The sequence below is a fragment of the Bradyrhizobium sp. WD16 genome, assembly GCF_024181725.1.
Taxonomy (GTDB): Bacteria; Pseudomonadota; Alphaproteobacteria; order Rhizobiales; family Xanthobacteraceae; genus Bradyrhizobium_A.
Window position 1 is genome coordinate 5,573,941 of sequence record NZ_CP028908.1, and the last position, 17,552, is coordinate 5,591,492.

Genomic DNA, 17,552 nt, shown 5'->3' on the forward strand with positions numbered 1-17,552 from the left:
ATCAGATGACAAAGCCTCACCCCACCGCCATTCGCAACACCGATCTTCCGCCGAATTTTCGGCAAATTCGCCTCGAACTCGCGCGGGAATCCGGCCACCCCGAGGGCGCGGCCGGAATCGCCTATGTCTTCCTCGCGCCGCTCAACGCCGACAACAAGATCGACGCGGAGCTGTGGAAGCGCCATCGCGAGGCCTGTCGCGTCGCACGCCAGCGCCCGGGCGAACCCGATGAACTCGGTCATCTCGTCGAGCGCCCCGGCGGCGCATGGGCGTTCAAATACGATGTCGCCGGCGATACGCCGGACGAGGTCGGCTATCATTTCGGCGACGAACAGTTCGTCGCCGGCGAATATGTTTCAATCAGGGAAGACGGCGCCATGCACACATTCCGTGTGGTCGGCGTCCACCGGCTCTGATCCGAGGGCCCGGCGCCAAGAGAGGGCCGGCTCCGCCGCCGACGCAACGTGCCGCGATTGCGGGCGCGGCGTCGGCGCGGTCTTTCCTCGGGTCTGTGACGCTTTCCGCGATCAGCGGCCGACGGGCGGCCGGTCCAGCGCCAAGGTGACGTCGCACAATTCGGGCTCGTGCGGGTCGGTGCGGACCGCGAAGCCGAGATGACGGCACATCGCCAGCATCACGCTGTTGTCCTGCAACACCTGCCCCGCGATGCGCTTGAGCCCCTCGGCCTTGCCGTATTCGATCAGCAGCATCATCAGCGCCCAGCCGAGCCCCTTGCCCTTCATGTCGGTGCGCAGCAGGATGGCGTATTCTCCGCTCTCATAGATCGAATCCGAGTGCAGCCGGGATACGCCGAGGATCTCGCCGGTTGCCGGGTCGATGCCGACAAAGGCGATTGCCCGGGCGTAATCGAGCTGGGTGAGACGCGCGATGAACTGGTGGGAGAACTCCTTGATTGGAGCGAAGAACCGCAGCCGCAGGTCCTCCGGGGTGACATGCTTGAGCATGTCGTAGATGCCGGGCTCGTCATCGGGGCGGATCGGGCGGACCAGCAACTCGCGCTTATCCTTGATGCTGATATGGCGCACCCATTCCGCCGGATACGGCTTGACCGCAAAATTGGCATTGCCGGTGCCGGTGAATTTCCTGACCGGCGGCCCGACCGCGACCCGCGCATCGACCGCCAGCACCCCGGCCTCGTCGGCCAGCAGCGGGTTGATGTCGAGTTCGTGGACCTCGGGAAAATCCGCCGCGAGCTGCGACAGCTTGACCAGCGTCAATTCCACCTCGTCGGCCTTGGCCGGCGGAACATCACGATAGCCGCGCAACAGCCGTGACACCCGGGTCCGGCCGACCAGGTCGCGGGCGAGGCGCAGATCGAGCGGCGGCAGCGCCAGCGCCCGATCGTTGATCACCTCCACCGCGGTGCCGCCGCGGCCGAACACCATGGTCGCGCCGAAGGTCGGATCGTCGGCGAGACCAAGGATCAGCTCGCGCGCCTTCGAGCGTACCACCATCGGCTGAACGATGACGCCCGAGAGCCGCGCGTCGGGCCGGCGCTCCCTGGCCCGGGCGAGGATCTCGTCGGTCGCCGCCCTGACCGCCTCCGCCGAGGTCAGGTTCAGCACGACCCCGCCGACGTCCGATTTATGGATGATGTCACGCGACAGCACTTTGAGCACCACCGTCTCGCCCTTGGCGAGAAACGGCGCCGCTGCGGTCGCGGCGGCAGCGCCGTCGGGCGCCGCAAAGGTCGGGACCATGGCGATCTGGTAGGCTTCGAGGAGGCCGCGGACCTCCACCGGATCGAGCCAGGTTCGGCCCTCGCCCAGCGCCTTGTCGATGATCCGCCGCGCCCCGGCCTGATCCGGCGCGAAGGCGCTCGGCAGGCTGGGCGGCACCTCGGCGAGGGCCTCGACGATTTCGCGATGCCGCACCAGATGCATGAAGCCGCGCACCGCGTCGTCCTCGGTCGGGTAATTCGGAATGCCGGCGGCGCTGAACGCCTTCCAGACCGCCTCGTCGGCGCCGACCCAGGTGGCGAGGACGGGTTTGGGCGTCAGCGTGCGCCGCGCGCGGTCGGCCTTGACGATCTCCGCCACCCTCGCCGCAATCTCGTCGGCAGACGCGATCGCGGTCTGCACATTCATCACCAGGATGGCGTCGTTGTCCGGATCGGCGAGCAAGATCTGCAACGCGGCGGCGTAGCGCTCGGCATCGGCGTCTCCGACGATGTCAATCGGGTTGGAGCCGGACCAGGTCGCCGGCAGAACGGCATCGAGCTTCTGCCGCAGCGCCGGCGACAGGCTGGCCGGCTGGCCGCCGAGTTCGACCAGGCGATCGATGGCGAGCACACCGATGCCGCCGCCATTGGTGAGCAACGCGAGGCGTTTGCCGGCTGGCGGGCGAACGCGACCGAGAGTTTCGGCGCAGTCGAACAGTTCGCGAAGGTCATAGACCCGCAGCATGCCGGCCCGGAGAAACGCGGCGTCATAGACGGCATCCGCCCCCGCCAGGGCACCGGTATGGGTCGCTGCCGCCCGGGCGCCCTGCGCCATCCGGCCGGACTTCACCACCACGATCGGCTTGACCCGGGCCGCCGCCCGCGCGGCCGACATGAATTTGCGGGCGTCCTTGATCTGCTCGACGTAGAGCAGGATCGCCCGGGTGTGGCTGTCGAGCGCGAAGTAATCGAGGAAATCGGCGATATCGACGTCGAGCTGATCACCGATCGAGACAAGGCCGGAGAACCCCACCGACCGCTGCGCCGCCCAGTCCACCATGCCGGCTGCGATCGCGCCCGATTGCGAGATCAGCGCCAGATTGCCGTCGCGCGGATTATGGGCGGCAAAGCTGGCGTTGAGCTTCAGCCCGGGATTCATGATGCCGAGACAATTGGGGCCGATCAGCCGCATGCCATGCGCGCGCGCGGCATCATTGGCCACATCGGCGAGAGAGCCCTCTCCGTGACCGAGACCCGAACTGATGATCACCGCCCCCGCGACGCCGCGCGCTCCCGCCTCCGCGACGATCGCCGGCACCACCGCGGCCGGCGCCGTGATCACCACGACATCGGGAACAAAGGACAGCTGTGTCAGGGTCGGCACCGTCGCGATGCCGTCGATCATCGCGTGGCGCGGATTGACGACGCCGATCTCGCCGGCGAACCCCGCCGAGCGAATATTGCGAAGGATTGCGAGGCCGAGCGAATGAGGCCGCGAGCTGGCCCCGACCAGCGCCAGAGAACGTGGGGACAGAACCTGGTTCAGGCGATAGACCGACATGAGATCCTACGGATTCGAACTGTCGCGACCGAGAACTTCAGTTGAAGCTAGTGTGGCGTCTCGCAATTGCCTATGCCCTTTGCGGCAAGCCCCTGTAGGCAATTGCGAGACATAAGCCACACTAGCTTTTTGATTTTGCTAGTGTCCCGATGTCTCCGAATGACCGTGCGAGGGTGAGGCAAACGAAGCGGTAATTCGGAGACGGGACACTAGCACAAAACCTGCAGTGCGCATCAAGCGCGGGTCGCTGCTGGCGGCGTCCAGCAGCTGCCGATGCCCGCGCGGCCTGCACAGACCTGCACATTGAAGGAACGATGACGGAACACCGCCACAGGCGGTGTCACAAGTTGCGCGTCGCAACCCCGAGCGCATGGACAACGTCCACACGGGAGATCATCCCGACAAGCCCACCTTTGGGGCCGAGGACCGGCATGCTCCTGAGGCGATGTTCGACCATCAGCTGGAGCACACGCGTCAGCTTCGTTGCAGGGCCGACATAGATGTACTCTGCCGTCATGACGTCGCCCACGGTCTGTTTCATCAGATCGTCGTAATGGGGAACGAGGCTGTAGGTGGTGAAGGCGAAGCACTTGAGGAAATCAAACTTGGAGACGACGCCGATGACGTCGTCCCCTTCGACCACGGGATATGTGTTGTAGTCATCCGCCTCGAAACGTTGTTCCAGGTCCGCGAGCGTCATAGACCGGCCAACCGTCTTGATGTCGGCGGTCATGTAGTCTTGGACGACGGCTTCGAGGAATTCAAACAAGAGTGCTTCCCGTCATATGGATTTGGGTTTCGGCGCGCCGTGGCGTCGCCGCCGACGCGTCGTCGTTCAAGCCGCGGGCTTGATGTCGACTTTCCTGCCCTGGCCGGGGTCGGCTTCGCAACGTCGAGCTTCAGCGCGCGTTTCGCGCATCTCGGCCGTAATTGCGCTGGCGTCAATGCCCGCCGGCAACTCGACGCTTCGCGAGAAGGAACCGGAGCGGCGTTCGACGAGGTGATAGTCCTTTCCCGTCTCCTCACGCTGCGATTTCTTCTCGCCGCGGATGCGCGAACATCCGTCGAACCGGCGATCGATCTCCTGCTGCAGGGCGGCGATGGGGGTGAAATCCCGCGGGCCCAGCAGGCGGTCCTGATTGACTGGAAGCAGGGGTTTCAACGACATGACACGCTCCAGTGCTAGTTTGTCCGCGAAGCAACGCGGGGTGACCTTGCAGCCTGATCGCGCTTCGTGGTTTGATCAGGGTCAAAATCGGTGTGGTGGTGCAGAAATTCCCTTCATTGTCGCGGCGGGTCGCCATGAGAATGTCTGAACCAGACACACTGGAATCACCGGAATCACCGACTTCGAGTGTTCTTTCGCATCCGAAGCACGCTGACGAAGGTGCGGCAAAATCGAGCGAACCTCGGCTTCGGGACGCTGGGGTCGTTTTCCACCCGATCGCCCGGTCAGGACCAATCGCATCAGCATGCCGCCCGGTCCGATGTCGATCAGAGGTCGAGAAGTGACCCGCAGTCCCGCCAGATCTCGTCGGACCAGGCCGGATTCCAGGCCGACGACCGGACCAAGCCGGCCCGGCGCGGCGGCCGCCCTGCATCGCAGCCGGGCGAAATCCGAATCGAGCCCCAGCTCGCGCGCCAAGCCGGCCTCCAAATCAGTGCCCGAGGCCGACGTCGAACGGGAGCGGCAGCCCACGGGGCAGGCGAGGCCCGCCACACGGCAGAAGGCCCGGAAACCCGCCCTCCCACCGAGCGGGACCGTGGCGGCGGGAGCCGACCCGACGCTCGAGCCGTCGCTGCCTAAGGCGCAGGCATTTCGTCTCGCCATGCGACGCTGTCTCGACAGCATCGCCACGCTGCGGAACACCACGATCGCCGGCGATCTCGATGCACTGCACCAGATGCGCATCGCCATGACCCGATTGCGGGGTACCGTCTCCTTTTTTGCGCCGATGACGACCGACGCCGAATGGCGGCGGCTCAAGCACGAGTTGAAATGGATCAACCGACGGCTTGGCGCCGCGCGCGACCTTGACGTTCTGGTCCAGAAACAGGGCGAGAAGGATGCGCCGAGATTGACTGTCGACGAGCAGATCGCACTCGACCGGCGCTGGCTCGCGAGCCATGCGCGGCTGGCGCGAGCCCTCCAGTCATCGCGCTACCGCCGCCTCCTCCAGCGCACCTCGGATTGGATCGAACGCGGCCCATGGTCCTCTAGCGTCGGCTCCAGGCAGGATCGTCTGCGACAGGAGGCGCTGGGTGCGTGGTGCGGCCGCGTCCTGAGCCGCTGGCACGACCGCCTGGTGAAGCGCAGCCGCGGACTGGATCAAATGGATGAAGAGACGCTGCACCAGCTCCGGCTGAAGACCAAAAGGCTGCGCTACGCCATGGAAGACTACGGCCCCTACGTGCCGGATCGACCGCTGCACTGGTCGCAGGCGATCGCCAAGCAGCTCCGGCGCGCCCAGGGTGCGCTCGGCGAGATCAACGATGCCGCACAGGCTCCGATCCGCAACGGACTGCGCTTGAAAGCCAAGGCGCGCAAGCGGCTGCTGCGCGAGGCCGAGGCGGCCTATCGAGAATTGGGCCAGCTGGCCTGAGCTGGTGCGGCGTCTAGTGTGGCGTCTCGCAATTGCCTACCGCCTTTGCGGCCGGTCTGTCGTAGGCAATTGCGAGACATAAGCCACACTAGCGCTTTGATTTTGCTAGTGTCCTTTATGTCTCCGAATTACCGTGCGAGGGTGAGGCAAATGGGGCGGTAATTCGGAGACAGGACACTAGTGTCCCGGTTCGAACGTTCGTATCTCTTTGGCGCGAGCACTTATGCGAACGTTAGAACCAAAGGGGCACTAGCAATGATCATGATTCTGGTGCAGTTTTGGATCTGACGCTCGTTTGAAGAGCTCGCTGCAATACTGATACGAGCGTCAGATCTACCGCACTAGCCGCGAATCCGATTTCAAGTCGGGGCTGTTCCGGTCAACAGGCGGGAGGTGCGATCGCAAAGCCGCTGACCGTGCTTCATCAAAAGCTGGCTGTCGATCCGAAACGCTTCCGCCTGATGTTGGGTGCAATCATTGTAGGCGGTGGCGAGTTCGCGGATCGAATGGGCGCTTGCGACCCGCGCCACCAGCTCCGAGGTAATCTCGATTTCCACGTGCATGCGTTCGAGAATCTCGCCGGACGCCCGGGCCATCTCCTCGATCATCGCCCGCTGCAATTCGAGAGAGAATTGCAGGGCGTTGCGGCCGGAATCGGTCAGGCGCCTCGCATTTTCCGCAGCCAACCGGCTGGCATCGTCATCGTGGATGTGGAAGTCAGACATGACCGATCTCCCGTGGTTCCCAGCTCTTGGTTGGACCGCAATGCAAAATGAGCGTCAGGTCCACCACACTAGTGTCCCTATGTCTCCGAATGACCGTGCGAGGGTGAGGCAAATGGGGCGGCAATTCGGAGACAGGACACTAGCGTGACACCAGCGAGCAACGTTCGACCTCGCTTACCAGGCGCCGCGTCACCCCGCCGAACACCCATTCGCGCAACCGCGAATGACCGTAGGCGCCGGCGACAATGACGCCCGCCCCAAGCTCATCGGCGAGCCGATCGAGACGCTGAGCTGCATCGCCGCCCTCCTCCGGAACCATCGCATTGGCATTGATGCCATGCCCTCGTAACCAGCCGATGACGTCGCGGATCCGCGCCTCGGCCTGCGGCCGGTCGTCGCCGTTCTCGACGACCTCGACCACGGTGATGTCGCCGACTTTCTTCAGCAACGGCAGTGCGGCGGCCACTGCGCGACGGGCCTCGGGGGTATCCTTCCAGGCGATCATGCCGCGGCGAAGGTCAAGCCAGGTCGCGCCCGCCGGGACGATCAGCAGCGGCCGCCCCACCTGCATCACGAGATCGTCGGGATCGGCGTGATCGAACGGATCGGTGAGGCTTGAGCCGGCGCGGCCGCAAACGATCACATCCGCCGCCCGCGCCTGCTCGGCGACGAAGGCCGCGGGAAGGCTCAGCGCGCTGCGCCATTCGACCAGCTTGGCGCGGGGCGAGATCGCAGCCCTGAATACCTGCTCGAGATCCGCAAGATGCGTCCGAATCTCATTTTCGGTCCGCTCGACCAGTTGCTCTGCCGCTTCGCCGGACGTGTAGTAAAGTGGCGGGCTGAACTCGGCGGCGGCAATGCCGATGACGCGCGCGGCGAATTTCTCGGCAAGATCGCCGGCGACAGCGAGCGCCGCCTCATTGGGCTGACCGAGTGCGAGGCTCACCATCACCGTTGCGTAAGTCATTGCCCTCTCCCGTGCACGGCGGCCCTGTCTGCGCCTCCGACATCCAAGATCTTTCCGATCAAGACTGTTCCGATCAACAACCGTCCCGTTCGTATCCCTGGAGTTTCCGAAGTTCGTGCCAGCGTCCCTTTGTCTCCGAATGACCGTCCGAACGTGCGGCAAATGAAGCGGTCAGGGACACTAGAGTCCTGTCTCCGAATTACCGCCCTATTTGCCTCACCCTCGCACGGTCATTCGGAGACATAAGGACGCTAGCAAAATCAAAGTGCTAGTGTGGCTTATGTCGCGCAATTGCCTACGAGAGGCTTGCCGCAAAGGCGGTAGGCAATTGCGAGACGCCACACTAGCGGCTGAGCCGCGACAACCCATGAGCTAGATCAAAGATCTCTCGGCAAAGCCTGCTCATATCGTCAGCGGAAGATAACCTGGGGTTTTGCCATGCTGAAAGACATTCTTGCGCATATTCCCGCCGACGATCGCGACGGCGGTGTAATCGCTTGTGCCGTGTCCGCGGCACGTCTTTTCAATGCCCATCTCGACGGCCTGTCGGGCCCCGGCATTTCGGTTCACCCGGCGATCGCGCTCGGCGCCTCCTCTGCAGCGCTGGCGATCACTGCGGAAAATGACCCGGCGGTCGCGCGGGCCACGGCGGCGCTCGATCACCTGGAAGCGGCAGCCAAGGCCGCCGAAGTCCGACTGGGCGAACTGACAGTCTGCGACAGCCCCTATCCGGCCCACCAGCGCATGGCCGAACTTGCCCGCCTGTATGATCTCAACATTCTCGCCCAGCCGGACCGGTCGAGGCCCCGCTCCGGCGACGCTGTCCTCGAGTCCATCCTGATCCAATCCGGGCGGCCCCTGCTGGTCGTGCCCTATATATTCAAGGGGGCGCTCAAGCTCGATCGCGTCCTGCTGTGCTGGGACGGTGGCCGGCGGGCCGCCCGCGCGCTGCATGATTCAATGCCGTTGCTCCAGCGCGCCAAGGCGGTCACCATTGTCACCGTCAACGAGACGCTGCCGGACACCGACCGGCTGTCCTCGACGGCCTTGAGCGAACACCTCGCCCGCGGCGGGATCAATGCATCGGCCTTGCGCATCACCGCGGAAAAGCCTGAAATCCACGGCGCGATCCTGTCGCTCGCCGCTGATGACGGCGCCGACCTGATCGTCATGGGCGGTTACGACCACTCGCGGCTGCGCGAGCGCGCGTTCGGCGGAGTGACTCGGGGCATGCTGGAGACCATGACCGTCCCGGTGTTCATGTCGCACTAGTGTCCCGTTTCCAACGTTCGTATCCCATTGCAGCAGGCGCTCATACGAACGTTGGAAACAAGGGGACACTAGCATCGTTATGATTCTAGTTTTGTTTTGGATCTGACGCTCGTTTGAAGAACTCGCTCCAATGCTGAAACGAGCGTCAGATCCACCACACTAGTGTGGCGTCTCGCAATTGCCTACCGCCTTTGCGGCCAGTCTCTCGTAGGCAATTGCGAGACATAAGCCGCACTAGCTTTTTGATTTTGCTAGTGTCCCGATGTCTCCGAATGACCGAGCGAGGGTGAGGCAAACGAAGCGGTAATTCGGAGACAGGACACTAGCTGAGCGGAGCATCGGAAATGGCGATCCCGACCCTGATGGTGCATGTCGATCTGCAGGGCGGCGATGACGCCGCGCTGCGGCTGGCGGGCGAACTTGCCGGCCGGTTCGGCAGCCGCATCATCGGGGTCGCAGCCGGTTTCCCCGGCGTGCCCCTGCATGCCGAGGGCATGATCGCCACCAGCATTCTGGAGGTCGACGAGGAACGCTTCCGCCGCCTGATCGCGGCCGGCGAGGATCGTTTCCGGGCCGCACTCGCCAGCTGCGGCGCAGCGCTGGAATGGCGCTCGGCCGCGGCCAATCCGGCGCTGTTCCTCGCCGCCGAATCTCGCGCCGCCGATCTGGTGATCGCCGGCCGCGTGAACCCTGCTGCCGCCCGGCTGCCCAGTCTCGCACTCGACATCGGCGACGCCGTCATGGGGACTGGCCGGCCGGTCCTGGTGGTTCCACCGGACCGCGCCACATTGCGCCTCGACCGCGCCCTGGTCGGCTGGAAGGAGGCGCCCGAGGCGCGGCGCGCCATCGCCGCAGCCCTTCCGCTGCTGAAACAGGCGCGCGAAGTGCTCATTGTCGAGATCGTCCCGGAACAGCCGGACGAGAGTGCCGGCCGCGCCCTCGCCGACGTCGCCGCATGGCTGGCCGGGCACGGAATTGAGGCCGAGACCAAGACGGAACTCGCAGCCGGCCACGCCGGCAGCCATCTCGATCTGATCGCGGTGCAGGCCGGCGCCGACCTGATCGTCACCGGCGCCTATGGCCACTCGCGGCTGCGGGAATGGGCTTTCGGCGGGGTGACCCGACGGCTGCTGGACCATGCCTCGGTCTGCACGCTGCTGATGCATTGACGGCATGACTGGCGTGGTTGCATTCGGCGCAGTCCCGCCCCGTGGCGGCGCCGGACCAACGGTTGATCTGTGTCAACACCAGAATGCCGGCGGGGGATCATCGTTTCAGGATAATTTACCCGCCAAACCAGAAGGTCCGTCATGCGCGCTCATCAAATCATGACCCGTCAGGTCATCACGGTCGGAGCCGATACGCCGATCGCCGATGCTGCAGCCACCATGCTGCGTTACCACGTCAGCGGCCTGCCGGTTGTGAATGCGGCCGACAAGCTGATCGGCATCGTCTCCGAAGGCGATTTCCTGCGTCGCGCCGAAATCGGCACCCAGCGCCGACGCGCCCGCTGGCTCCAGATCCTGCTTGGACCCGGCAAATCCGCCAGCGAATTCGTCCACGAACAGGGCCGCAAGGTCGGCGAAATCATGACTCCCGATCCGTATACGGCGACCGAAGATACGCCGCTCGAGGATATCGTCAGGCTGATGGAGAAGCGTCACGTCAAGCGCCTGCCCGTCGTCGACGGCGACCGCATCGTCGGCATCGTCACCCGCTCCAACCTGCTGCGCGCCGTTGCCGACCTCGCCCGCGACGTGCCCGATCCCACCGCAGACGACGACCACATCCGCGAGCGCATCATCGCCGCCGTCGACAAGACCGACTGGCGCCCGTTCGGTCTTGCCGTCAATGTGCGCGACGGCATCGTCCATCTTCATGGCGTCATCACCGATGAAGCGTCGCGCCGTGCTGCCGTGGTCGCCGCCGAGAACGTTGCCGGCGTCAAGGAGGTCCACGATCATCTGTGCTGGGTGGACACCATGTCCGGCATGTACCTGAGCTCACCTGAAGACGAAAAATTAACGAAACGCAATCAATAGTTGCAAATCCCTCACACAAGCGGCCGGGGAAAACACGAAGATGAGTCACTTTCATGCGGTGGTCTGGCTGGATCACGAGCAGGCGCGCATTTTCCACGTCGGGCGGAACGGTGCCGACGAAGCCGTGCTGCGGCCGCATGACGCGGCGCCGCACATCCATCACAAGGCGAATTCGGTCGGCAGCGGCCATGTCCACGAAAGCAAGGCCTATCTCGGCGAAATCGCACAGGCCATCGCCGATGCCGGCGAGATCCTGATCATCGGCCCTGCCGGCGCCAAGAACGAACTGGCGAAATATCTGCAGGAGACCCATCCGGCGATTGCCAAACGGGTGATTGCCGTCGAAGCCGTGGCCCGCCCCACCGACGGCGAGATCGTCGCCCTGGCGCGCCACCACTTCAAGCTCGAGCCAACCCGAGCGGCGCCATCCGCCGGCAGCGCCACGCGCTGAGATCGGTACAACGTCCTATAAAGGGGCGGACGATTCCACCGTCCGCCCCCTTTCCGCCTCGGCCCGGGCCGGCTATTGATAAACGGCAGTCCAGCGCAAATAGCGCAGGAGCGGTGGAAGCTGAGGCCTGCAGATCGCGTGATCGGAGCCCATAAACCCATTATTGACCTTGTCCTGAGCGAGGAAAACCTCCGGCACGGCCTCGACGACGCGGAGGTTGGGCTGTGGGCGCTCGACCTGGTCGACCGGACATTCCATTGGTCGGACGCTGCCCGCCGGCTGTTCGGCGGCAGCGCCCCTGCAAACCTCGAGGCTCTCCTGGCTCCCCTCGCGGCCGAAGGGCGCAATCCACTCCGGGAGGCGGTCGATCGGGCGGTCAGCCAGGGAACTCCTTTCGACCTCCAGCATGGGATTGCAACCCCCGCGGGAATGCATTGGGTGCGCCTGCGCGGCGGCATAATCCGCGGCCCGGACGGTGCACCACGGCTGCTCGGCGGCGTGCTGATGGATATCGACGACCAGAAGCGCCTGGAAGAGGCCTTGCGCACCCGCGAAAGCCATCTGCGCTCGATTCTCGAAACCATCCCCGACGCCATGGTCGTGATCGACGAGCGCGGTATCATGCAGTCCTTCAGCACTGCCGCAGAACGGCTGTTCGGCTATTCGAGCAGCGAAGCCCTCGGCCAGAATGTCAGCCTGCTGATGCCCGAACCGGACAGCTCCAAGCACGACTCCTACATGGCGCGCTATCGCAGGACCGCCGAGCAGCACATCATCGGCATCGGCCGTATCGTCACCGGCCGCCGCCGCGACGGCACCACCTTTCCGATGCACCTGTCCATCGGCGAAATGAATCCCGGCGGTGATCGCTATTTCACCGGCTTCATCCGCGACCTCACCGAGCACCAGCAGACCCAGGCCCGGTTGCAGGAGTTGCAGTCCGAACTGGTCCATGTCTCGCGGCTCAGCGCCATGGGCGAAATGGCGTCCGCGCTCGCCCACGAGCTGAACCAGCCGCTGGCGGCCATCAGCAACTACATGAAGGGGTCTCGCCGCCTGCTCGGTGCCAGCGAGGACCCGAGCGCCGCCAAAATCGAAGTCGCGCTCGATCGCGCCGCCGAACAGGCCATGCGCGCCGGACAGATCATTCGCCGGCTGCGCAGCTTCGTGTCCCGCGGCGAATCCGAGAAGCGCGTCGAAAGCGTCGCCAAGCTGGTCGAGGAGGCCGGCGCGCTCGGCCTGACGGGCGCCCGCGAACAAGGCGTGTTGCTGCGCTTCAATCTCGACCCGGTGAATGATCTCGTGCTGGTCGACCGTGTGCAGATCCAGCAGGTTCTGGTTAATCTGTTCCGCAACGCCCTGGATGCAATGACGCAGTCGCCCCGGCGCGAGCTCTATGCCTCCAGTCACCGTATCGAAGGCGATCTCATCGAAGTCACCATTTCAGATACCGGCTCCGGCTTCGCCGAAGGCGTGCTGCCGAGTCTTTTCCAGACGTTTTTCACCACCAAGGAGAACGGGATGGGAGTGGGCTTGTCGATCAGCCGCTCGATCATCGAAGGCCATGGCGGCCGGCTCAATGCTGAATCCAACGAGTTCGGCGGGGCCACCTTCCGCTTCACGCTGCCCGCTGCACCGAACGAAGGAGCCGGCATCGATGGCTGAGGGCAAGGTCTACGTCATTGACGATGATCAGGCGATGCGGGATTCGCTGGAGTTCCTGCTCGGCTCGGCAGGATTCGACGTGATGCTGTTCGAATCCGCCCGGCGCTTCATCGAGGACTTGCCTTTGCTCGCCTTCGGCTGCGTGGTCTCCGACGTACGCATGCCCGATGTCGACGGCATCGAACTGCTCAGGCATCTCAAGGCCGAGCGGTCGGTGCTGCCGATCATCGTGATGACCGGCCACGGCGATATCCCGCTGGCGGTCGAAGCCATGAAGCTCGGCGCCCTTGATTTCCTCGAAAAGCCCTTCGACGACGACCGGCTGATCGTCATGATCGGCTCGGCGCTGAAGCAGGGGCGCGCCCAGGCCGAGGACGACGCCCTAATCGCGGAGATTGCCGACCGAATCGCCAGCCTCAGCCCCCGCGAACGGCAGGTCATGGAGGGGCTGGTGGCCGGCCTGTCCAACAAGCAGATCGCCCGGGACTACGACATCAGTCCCAGGACCATCGAGGTCTATCGCGCCAATGTGATGACCAAGATGCAGGCCGGCAGCCTTTCCGAGCTGGTCCGGCTGGCGATGCGGGGCGGGCTGATCAAGGACTGACAGCATTTGAGCTACGTCAAGCCGATCCTGCCAAATCTTGTGTAGTTTATTTTTCATGTACAGACCTAACCAGACCACAGCCCAGGCTGTTGCGCCGCGGATTGGCAGCATGCGCCCGCCAATCATCGGCGTCGTCGACGACGATCCCGGTGTCCTGGAATCGCTCGGTTTCCTTCTGGAAACCGAAGGTTTCGATGTGCGCACCTACCGTAGCGGCGCGGCCCTGCTGCGCGCTCCGGACCAGCCGCCGGTGGATTGCTTTGTCATCGACTACAAGATGTCGGGGCTCGACGGCATCACCCTCGCCAGCCGGCTGCGCGGGCGCGGCTCCGAGGCGCCTATCATCCTGATCACCGGCGACCCGGACGAGAACATCGGCCGGCGGGCCGCAGCCGCCGATATCTGCGCGGTACTGCACAAGCCGCACCTTGACGAAAGCCTGCTGGCCCATGTGCGCCGCCTGACCCGTCCAGATCCGGCCGGCGGCGACCTCCGGTAAACTACGTAAGGGTAACCCCTTAAGATAAGGAGCGAAATTTCGGCAGCGGGTCGATTCCCATAAACATGAGGCCAGCAGACAGTAATCAGGAGATGGCCCGTGCTCGCTCCCTCAAGCATCCAGCCAACCGCCACCCACCTCGATCTTCTCACTCCGACGCCCGGTGACGAGTTCAGCGCCGTGATGGGCCACGCCGGGCTGGTGGCCAGCGAATTCTCCTACAAGAAGGACGCCGAGATCTACGGCGAGGAAGAGCCGGCGGAATACGTCTATCAGGTGGTCCGGGGCGCGGTGCGCACCTACAAGCTCCTCTCGGACGGCCGCCGCCAGATCGGTACCTTCCACCTGCCGGGCGACGTTTTCGGCCTCGAGGCCGGTCCGGTCCACCGTCTCACGGCCGAGGCCATCATCGACACCTCCGTCCGCCTGGTGAAGCGCCGCAGCCTCGAGCACGCGGCCCTGGGCGACGTCCAGATCATGCGCGACCTGCTGCGGATGACCGCCGGCAGCCTCAAGCACGCCGAAGATCACATGCTGCTGCTCGGCCGCAAGACGGCCATGGAACGGGTGGCAGCCTTCCTGCTGGAGATGGACCGCCGCCTTGCGGTCGCCGGCATGATGGCCTTGCCGATGTGCCGCCGTGACATCGGCGATTACCTCGGCCTCACCCTCGAAACCGTGTCCCGCGCCCTGTCACAACTGCATGAGCAGGACGTGCTCGGCTTTTCCGGCGCACGACAGATTGTCCTGAGAAATCGGCAACGTCTGCGCAGCATGGACGCATGACCGCGCAGCAGTTTAACACGCAGTTTAATTGACGCCTTTCCTCCCGCGAGACTACACCCAGCTTAGAACAGTTCTAAACTGGGTTTTTTCTGGTGAATGTCTCCGACACAAGTCCTTCCGCCACCTCGCCGGCTCGTCACCCGCGAGGCAGAGCTCTTGAAGCCGCCTCTGCTGCGGCTGTCATCGCCATCCTCGGCGCCTGGGCGTCCCCGGCCCGCGCCATCGACGAGATCCAGGTCTACAATGCCGCCATCGTGGCGCCCGGGCAGTTCGCCATCCAGCAGCACTACAATTACGTGGGCATCGGCCAGAAGGATCCTCCCTTTCCGGGCGGATTTCCCTCGAACCACAGCCTCAACGGAACGCCGGAATTCGCCTATGGTCTGACCGACTGGTGGGAGGTCGGGCTCTACCTGCCGTTCGCGGTGCAGGACGACCGCTTCCTGTCGGACACTTTCAAGGTCCGCACCCTGTTCGTCACGCCGCAGGCCGACAAGCGCACCTTCTTCTACGGCGTGAATTTCGAGTTCGGCCTCACATCGCCGCCATTCTCACAGTCGCGTTTCGAGGTCGAGGTCAGACCGATCTTCGGATATCGCAAGGACGGCTGGGAATTCATCGTCAACCCGATCGTCGACGCGAGCTTCGGCAGGTTCGGCACGTTGGATTTTGCCCCGGCCGCGCGCGTCGCCCGTCTGCTCGACCACGACGTCGCCCTGGGCCTCGAATACTACGCCGACTTCGGCGAGATCGGAAATTTCGGCAAGCTCGCCGACCAGCAGCACACGCTGTTCGCGGTCACGGATTTCAAGCTGGGCGAATTCGATATCGATCTCGGCATCGGCTATGGCCTGACCCGGGCCTCCGATCGCCTGGTAGCCAAGACCATCATCAGTTACGCCTTCCCGCCGCCCGACGGTTCAGCCGACGAGTACGGTCCGATCGCGCCGGTCAATCCGATGTCGCACACCGCGCTGCACGGCTTTCAGCCGTAACGATCCTCAAACCGGCGGCGTCCGGCGCAACCCGAAACGCTCCCAGGCCTCGAACAGCGCATTGCAGAGCTTGTCGAGATCGGCGTCGCTGTGCAGCGGCGTCGGCGTGATCCGCAGCCGCTCGGTGCCGCGCGACACCGTCGGATAGTTGATCGGCTGAATATAGATGCCGTGGCTGTTGAGGAGGAAATCGCTCACCGCCTTGCAGGTCTCGGCGTCGCCGATCAGCACCGGAACGATGTGGGACGGATTGCGAATCTGCGGCAGCCCCATGGCATCAAGACGACGCTTGAGCAGCATCGCGCGGTCCTGATGCCGCAACCGTTCAGCATTCGAGGCCTTGAGATGACGGATCGCCGCGCTCGCCGCAGCGCAGACCGGCGGCGGCAGCGCCGTGGTGAAGATGAAACCGGGTGCGTAGGACCGCAGCGCGTCGATCACCGTGGCCGAGGCGGCGACATAGCCGCCGAGACAGCCGAAGGCCTTGGCGAGGGTCCCTTCAATCACGTCGATGCGATGGGCGACGCCGAGCTGCTCGCTGATGCCCCCGCCGCGGGGCCCATACATGCCGACGGCATGAACCTCGTCGCAATAGGTCATGGCGCCGTAGCGCTCCGCGAGATCGCAGATCTCGGCGATCGGGGCGACATCGCCGTCCATCGAATAGAGGCTCTCGAAAACGATCAGCTTGGGGCGCCGGCGGCCGGCGGCATTCAGCAACTCCTCGAGATGAGCGACATCGTTGTGGCGGAAGATGCGCTTCTCGCAATTGGACTGATGCACGCCCTCGATCATCGAATTGTGATTGAGAGCGTCGGAAAAGATCAGGCAGTCCGGAATGAGCTTGGCGAGGGTCGAGATCCCGGCCTGGTTGGAGACGTAGCCCGAGGTGAAGACCAATGCCGCCTGCTTGCCGTGGAGATCGGCGAGATCGGCCTCCAGCTCGACCAGCGGATGATTGGTGCCCGCGATGTTGCGCGTGCCGCCGGCGCCCGTCCCCATGCGCGAGGTGGTCTCGACCATGGCGCGAAGCACCTGCGGATGCTGGCTCATGCCGAGATAGTCGTTGGAGCACCACAGCACGATATCGCGCTTGCCGTCGGGGGCGTGCCAGATGGCGTGGGGAAAGCGGCCGGCCTGCCGCTCGATATCGGCGAAGACACGATAGCGCCGTTCTGCGTGCAACCGATCCAGCGCGCCCTGAAGCAGCGTCTCGTAATCGGGGGGGGACAGCTGTTGGCGGACGATGTCGCAGAACCGCTCCGGTTCCTCGACGGCCAGGTCCGGATGCAGATTATGAACCGTCGCGCTCTGTGCCGTCATCGTCATCCCGCTGAGATCAAATGCAGTCGAGCGGCGAACATGCGCTCTATGAGAAATCCTTCGTTGACCCAGATCAATCGCAAGCCCCGGCAAGGTCACGCCGACGACAATGGCAAGCACCGCCTCCCGGCGGACGGCAGACGCCGACGGCGCGACCACGCTTGGGCCGGCCCGCCGGGACCCTTGATGGCTGGCCGGATGCCCTACTGGCCCGGTTGCTGCTGCCCGGGCGACGGCTCATCGTCCGCGATGGCCCGCCAGGCGGCACCATCGAGGTCTTCGTACTGGCCGTTGCGCAGCGACCACAAGAAGCCGGCCAGCCCGGCGAAACCGAGCAAGAGGGCCAGCGGCACGAGATAGATCAGGACTTCCATG

General features: G+C 64.5%; 19 protein-coding genes. 11 read left to right on the forward strand and 8 right to left on the reverse strand.

Annotation, left to right across the window (positions count from 1 at the left end; genetic code table 11):
* The first annotated feature begins 5 nt into the window (after positions 1-5).
* A complete protein-coding gene (locus DB459_RS25750; protein ID WP_253709731.1) occupies positions 6-416 on the forward strand; it encodes a hypothetical protein in 411 nt (136 codons plus the stop codon).
* A 111-nt stretch (positions 417-527) separates the two neighbouring features.
* Here DB459_RS25750 and DB459_RS25755 read toward each other — a convergent pair whose 3' ends face one another.
* From DB459_RS25755 to DB459_RS25770, 4 genes are all read right to left on the reverse strand, one after another.
* Entirely contained in the window at positions 528-3,242 is a 2,715-nt protein-coding gene (locus tag DB459_RS25755; RefSeq protein ID WP_253709733.1) for a bifunctional acetate--CoA ligase family protein/GNAT family N-acetyltransferase, read from the reverse strand.
* A gap of 340 nt (positions 3,243-3,582) precedes the next feature.
* The gene (locus DB459_RS25760) at positions 3,583-4,011 is read right to left on the reverse strand and encodes an HPP family protein (RefSeq protein ID WP_253709736.1); all 429 of its coding nucleotides are present in this window, start codon (positions 4,009-4,011) and stop codon (positions 3,583-3,585) included.
* 66 nt (positions 4,012-4,077) lie between these two features.
* Positions 4,078-4,410 carry an Hsp20/alpha crystallin family protein gene (locus tag DB459_RS25765; protein ID WP_253709739.1) on the reverse strand — a complete coding sequence of 111 codons (333 nt, stop codon included), beginning with the start codon at positions 4,408-4,410 and terminating at the stop codon, positions 4,078-4,080.
* 81 nt (positions 4,411-4,491) lie between these two features.
* A complete protein-coding gene (locus tag DB459_RS25770; protein WP_253709742.1) occupies positions 4,492-4,887 on the reverse strand; it encodes a hypothetical protein in 396 nt (131 codons plus the stop codon).
* Between the two features lie 16 nt (positions 4,888-4,903).
* Between DB459_RS25770 and DB459_RS25775 the strand changes: the two genes are divergently transcribed.
* Positions 4,904-5,845, forward strand: coding sequence for a CHAD domain-containing protein (locus tag DB459_RS25775; protein ID WP_253709745.1), 942 nt, complete (start codon positions 4,904-4,906; stop codon positions 5,843-5,845).
* A 359-nt stretch (positions 5,846-6,204) separates the two neighbouring features.
* On the opposite strand, the gene DB459_RS25780 is transcribed toward DB459_RS25775, so the two are convergent.
* Both DB459_RS25780 and DB459_RS25785 read right to left on the reverse strand, forming a co-directional pair.
* On the reverse strand, positions 6,205-6,570 hold the full coding sequence (locus tag DB459_RS25780) for a hypothetical protein (RefSeq protein WP_253709747.1): 366 nt from the start codon (positions 6,568-6,570) through the stop codon (positions 6,205-6,207).
* A 139-nt stretch (positions 6,571-6,709) separates the two neighbouring features.
* Positions 6,710-7,537 (reverse strand): universal stress protein, encoded by an 828-nt coding sequence (locus DB459_RS25785; RefSeq protein ID WP_253709750.1) that lies wholly within the window; start codon positions 7,535-7,537, stop codon positions 6,710-6,712.
* 438 nt (positions 7,538-7,975) lie between these two features.
* On the opposite strand from DB459_RS25785, the gene DB459_RS25790 reads away from it, so the two are divergent.
* The 9 genes from DB459_RS25790 (at position 7,976) to DB459_RS25830 (ending at position 15,854) form a co-directional block, all read left to right on the forward strand.
* The gene (locus tag DB459_RS25790; protein ID WP_253709753.1) at positions 7,976-8,809 is read left to right on the forward strand and encodes a universal stress protein; all 834 of its coding nucleotides are present in this window, start codon (positions 7,976-7,978) and stop codon (positions 8,807-8,809) included.
* Positions 8,810-9,153: 344 nt separating this feature from the next.
* Positions 9,154-9,978 (forward strand): universal stress protein, encoded by an 825-nt coding sequence (locus tag DB459_RS25795; RefSeq protein WP_253709756.1) that lies wholly within the window; start codon positions 9,154-9,156, stop codon positions 9,976-9,978.
* Positions 9,979-10,119: 141 nt separating this feature from the next.
* A complete protein-coding gene (locus DB459_RS25800; protein WP_253709759.1) occupies positions 10,120-10,851 on the forward strand; it encodes a CBS domain-containing protein in 732 nt (243 codons plus the stop codon).
* A 40-nt stretch (positions 10,852-10,891) separates the two neighbouring features.
* On the forward strand, positions 10,892-11,302 hold the full coding sequence (locus DB459_RS25805; RefSeq protein WP_253709762.1) for a translational machinery protein: 411 nt from the start codon (positions 10,892-10,894) through the stop codon (positions 11,300-11,302).
* Positions 11,303-11,440: 138 nt separating this feature from the next.
* Entirely contained in the window at positions 11,441-12,967 is a 1,527-nt protein-coding gene (locus tag DB459_RS25810) for a PAS domain S-box protein (RefSeq protein ID WP_253709765.1), read from the forward strand.
* A complete protein-coding gene (gene fixJ, locus DB459_RS25815) occupies positions 12,960-13,574 on the forward strand; it encodes a response regulator FixJ (protein WP_253709768.1) in 615 nt (204 codons plus the stop codon). Before DB459_RS25810 ends, fixJ begins: the two co-directional genes overlap by 8 nt.
* 109 nt (positions 13,575-13,683) lie before the next feature.
* On the forward strand, positions 13,684-14,073 hold the full coding sequence (locus DB459_RS25820) for a response regulator transcription factor (protein ID WP_253709770.1): 390 nt from the start codon (positions 13,684-13,686) through the stop codon (positions 14,071-14,073).
* Between the two features lie 117 nt (positions 14,074-14,190).
* Entirely contained in the window at positions 14,191-14,859 is a 669-nt protein-coding gene (locus DB459_RS25825; RefSeq protein WP_253713704.1) for a helix-turn-helix domain-containing protein, read from the forward strand.
* Positions 14,860-14,951: 92 nt separating this feature from the next.
* Positions 14,952-15,854, forward strand: coding sequence for a hypothetical protein (locus DB459_RS25830; RefSeq protein WP_253709773.1), 903 nt, complete (start codon positions 14,952-14,954; stop codon positions 15,852-15,854).
* A gap of 6 nt (positions 15,855-15,860) precedes the next feature.
* Here DB459_RS25830 and hemA read toward each other — a convergent pair whose 3' ends face one another.
* Positions 15,861-17,177: a 5-aminolevulinate synthase gene (gene hemA, locus DB459_RS25835; protein ID WP_253709776.1), complete on the reverse strand. Its 1,317-nt coding sequence runs from the start codon at positions 17,175-17,177 to the stop codon at positions 15,861-15,863.
* A 203-nt stretch (positions 17,178-17,380) separates the two neighbouring features.
* The gene (gene ccoS, locus DB459_RS25840) at positions 17,381-17,551 is read right to left on the reverse strand and encodes a cbb3-type cytochrome oxidase assembly protein CcoS (protein WP_253709779.1); all 171 of its coding nucleotides are present in this window, start codon (positions 17,549-17,551) and stop codon (positions 17,381-17,383) included.
* Position 17,552: the final 1 nt, after the last annotated feature.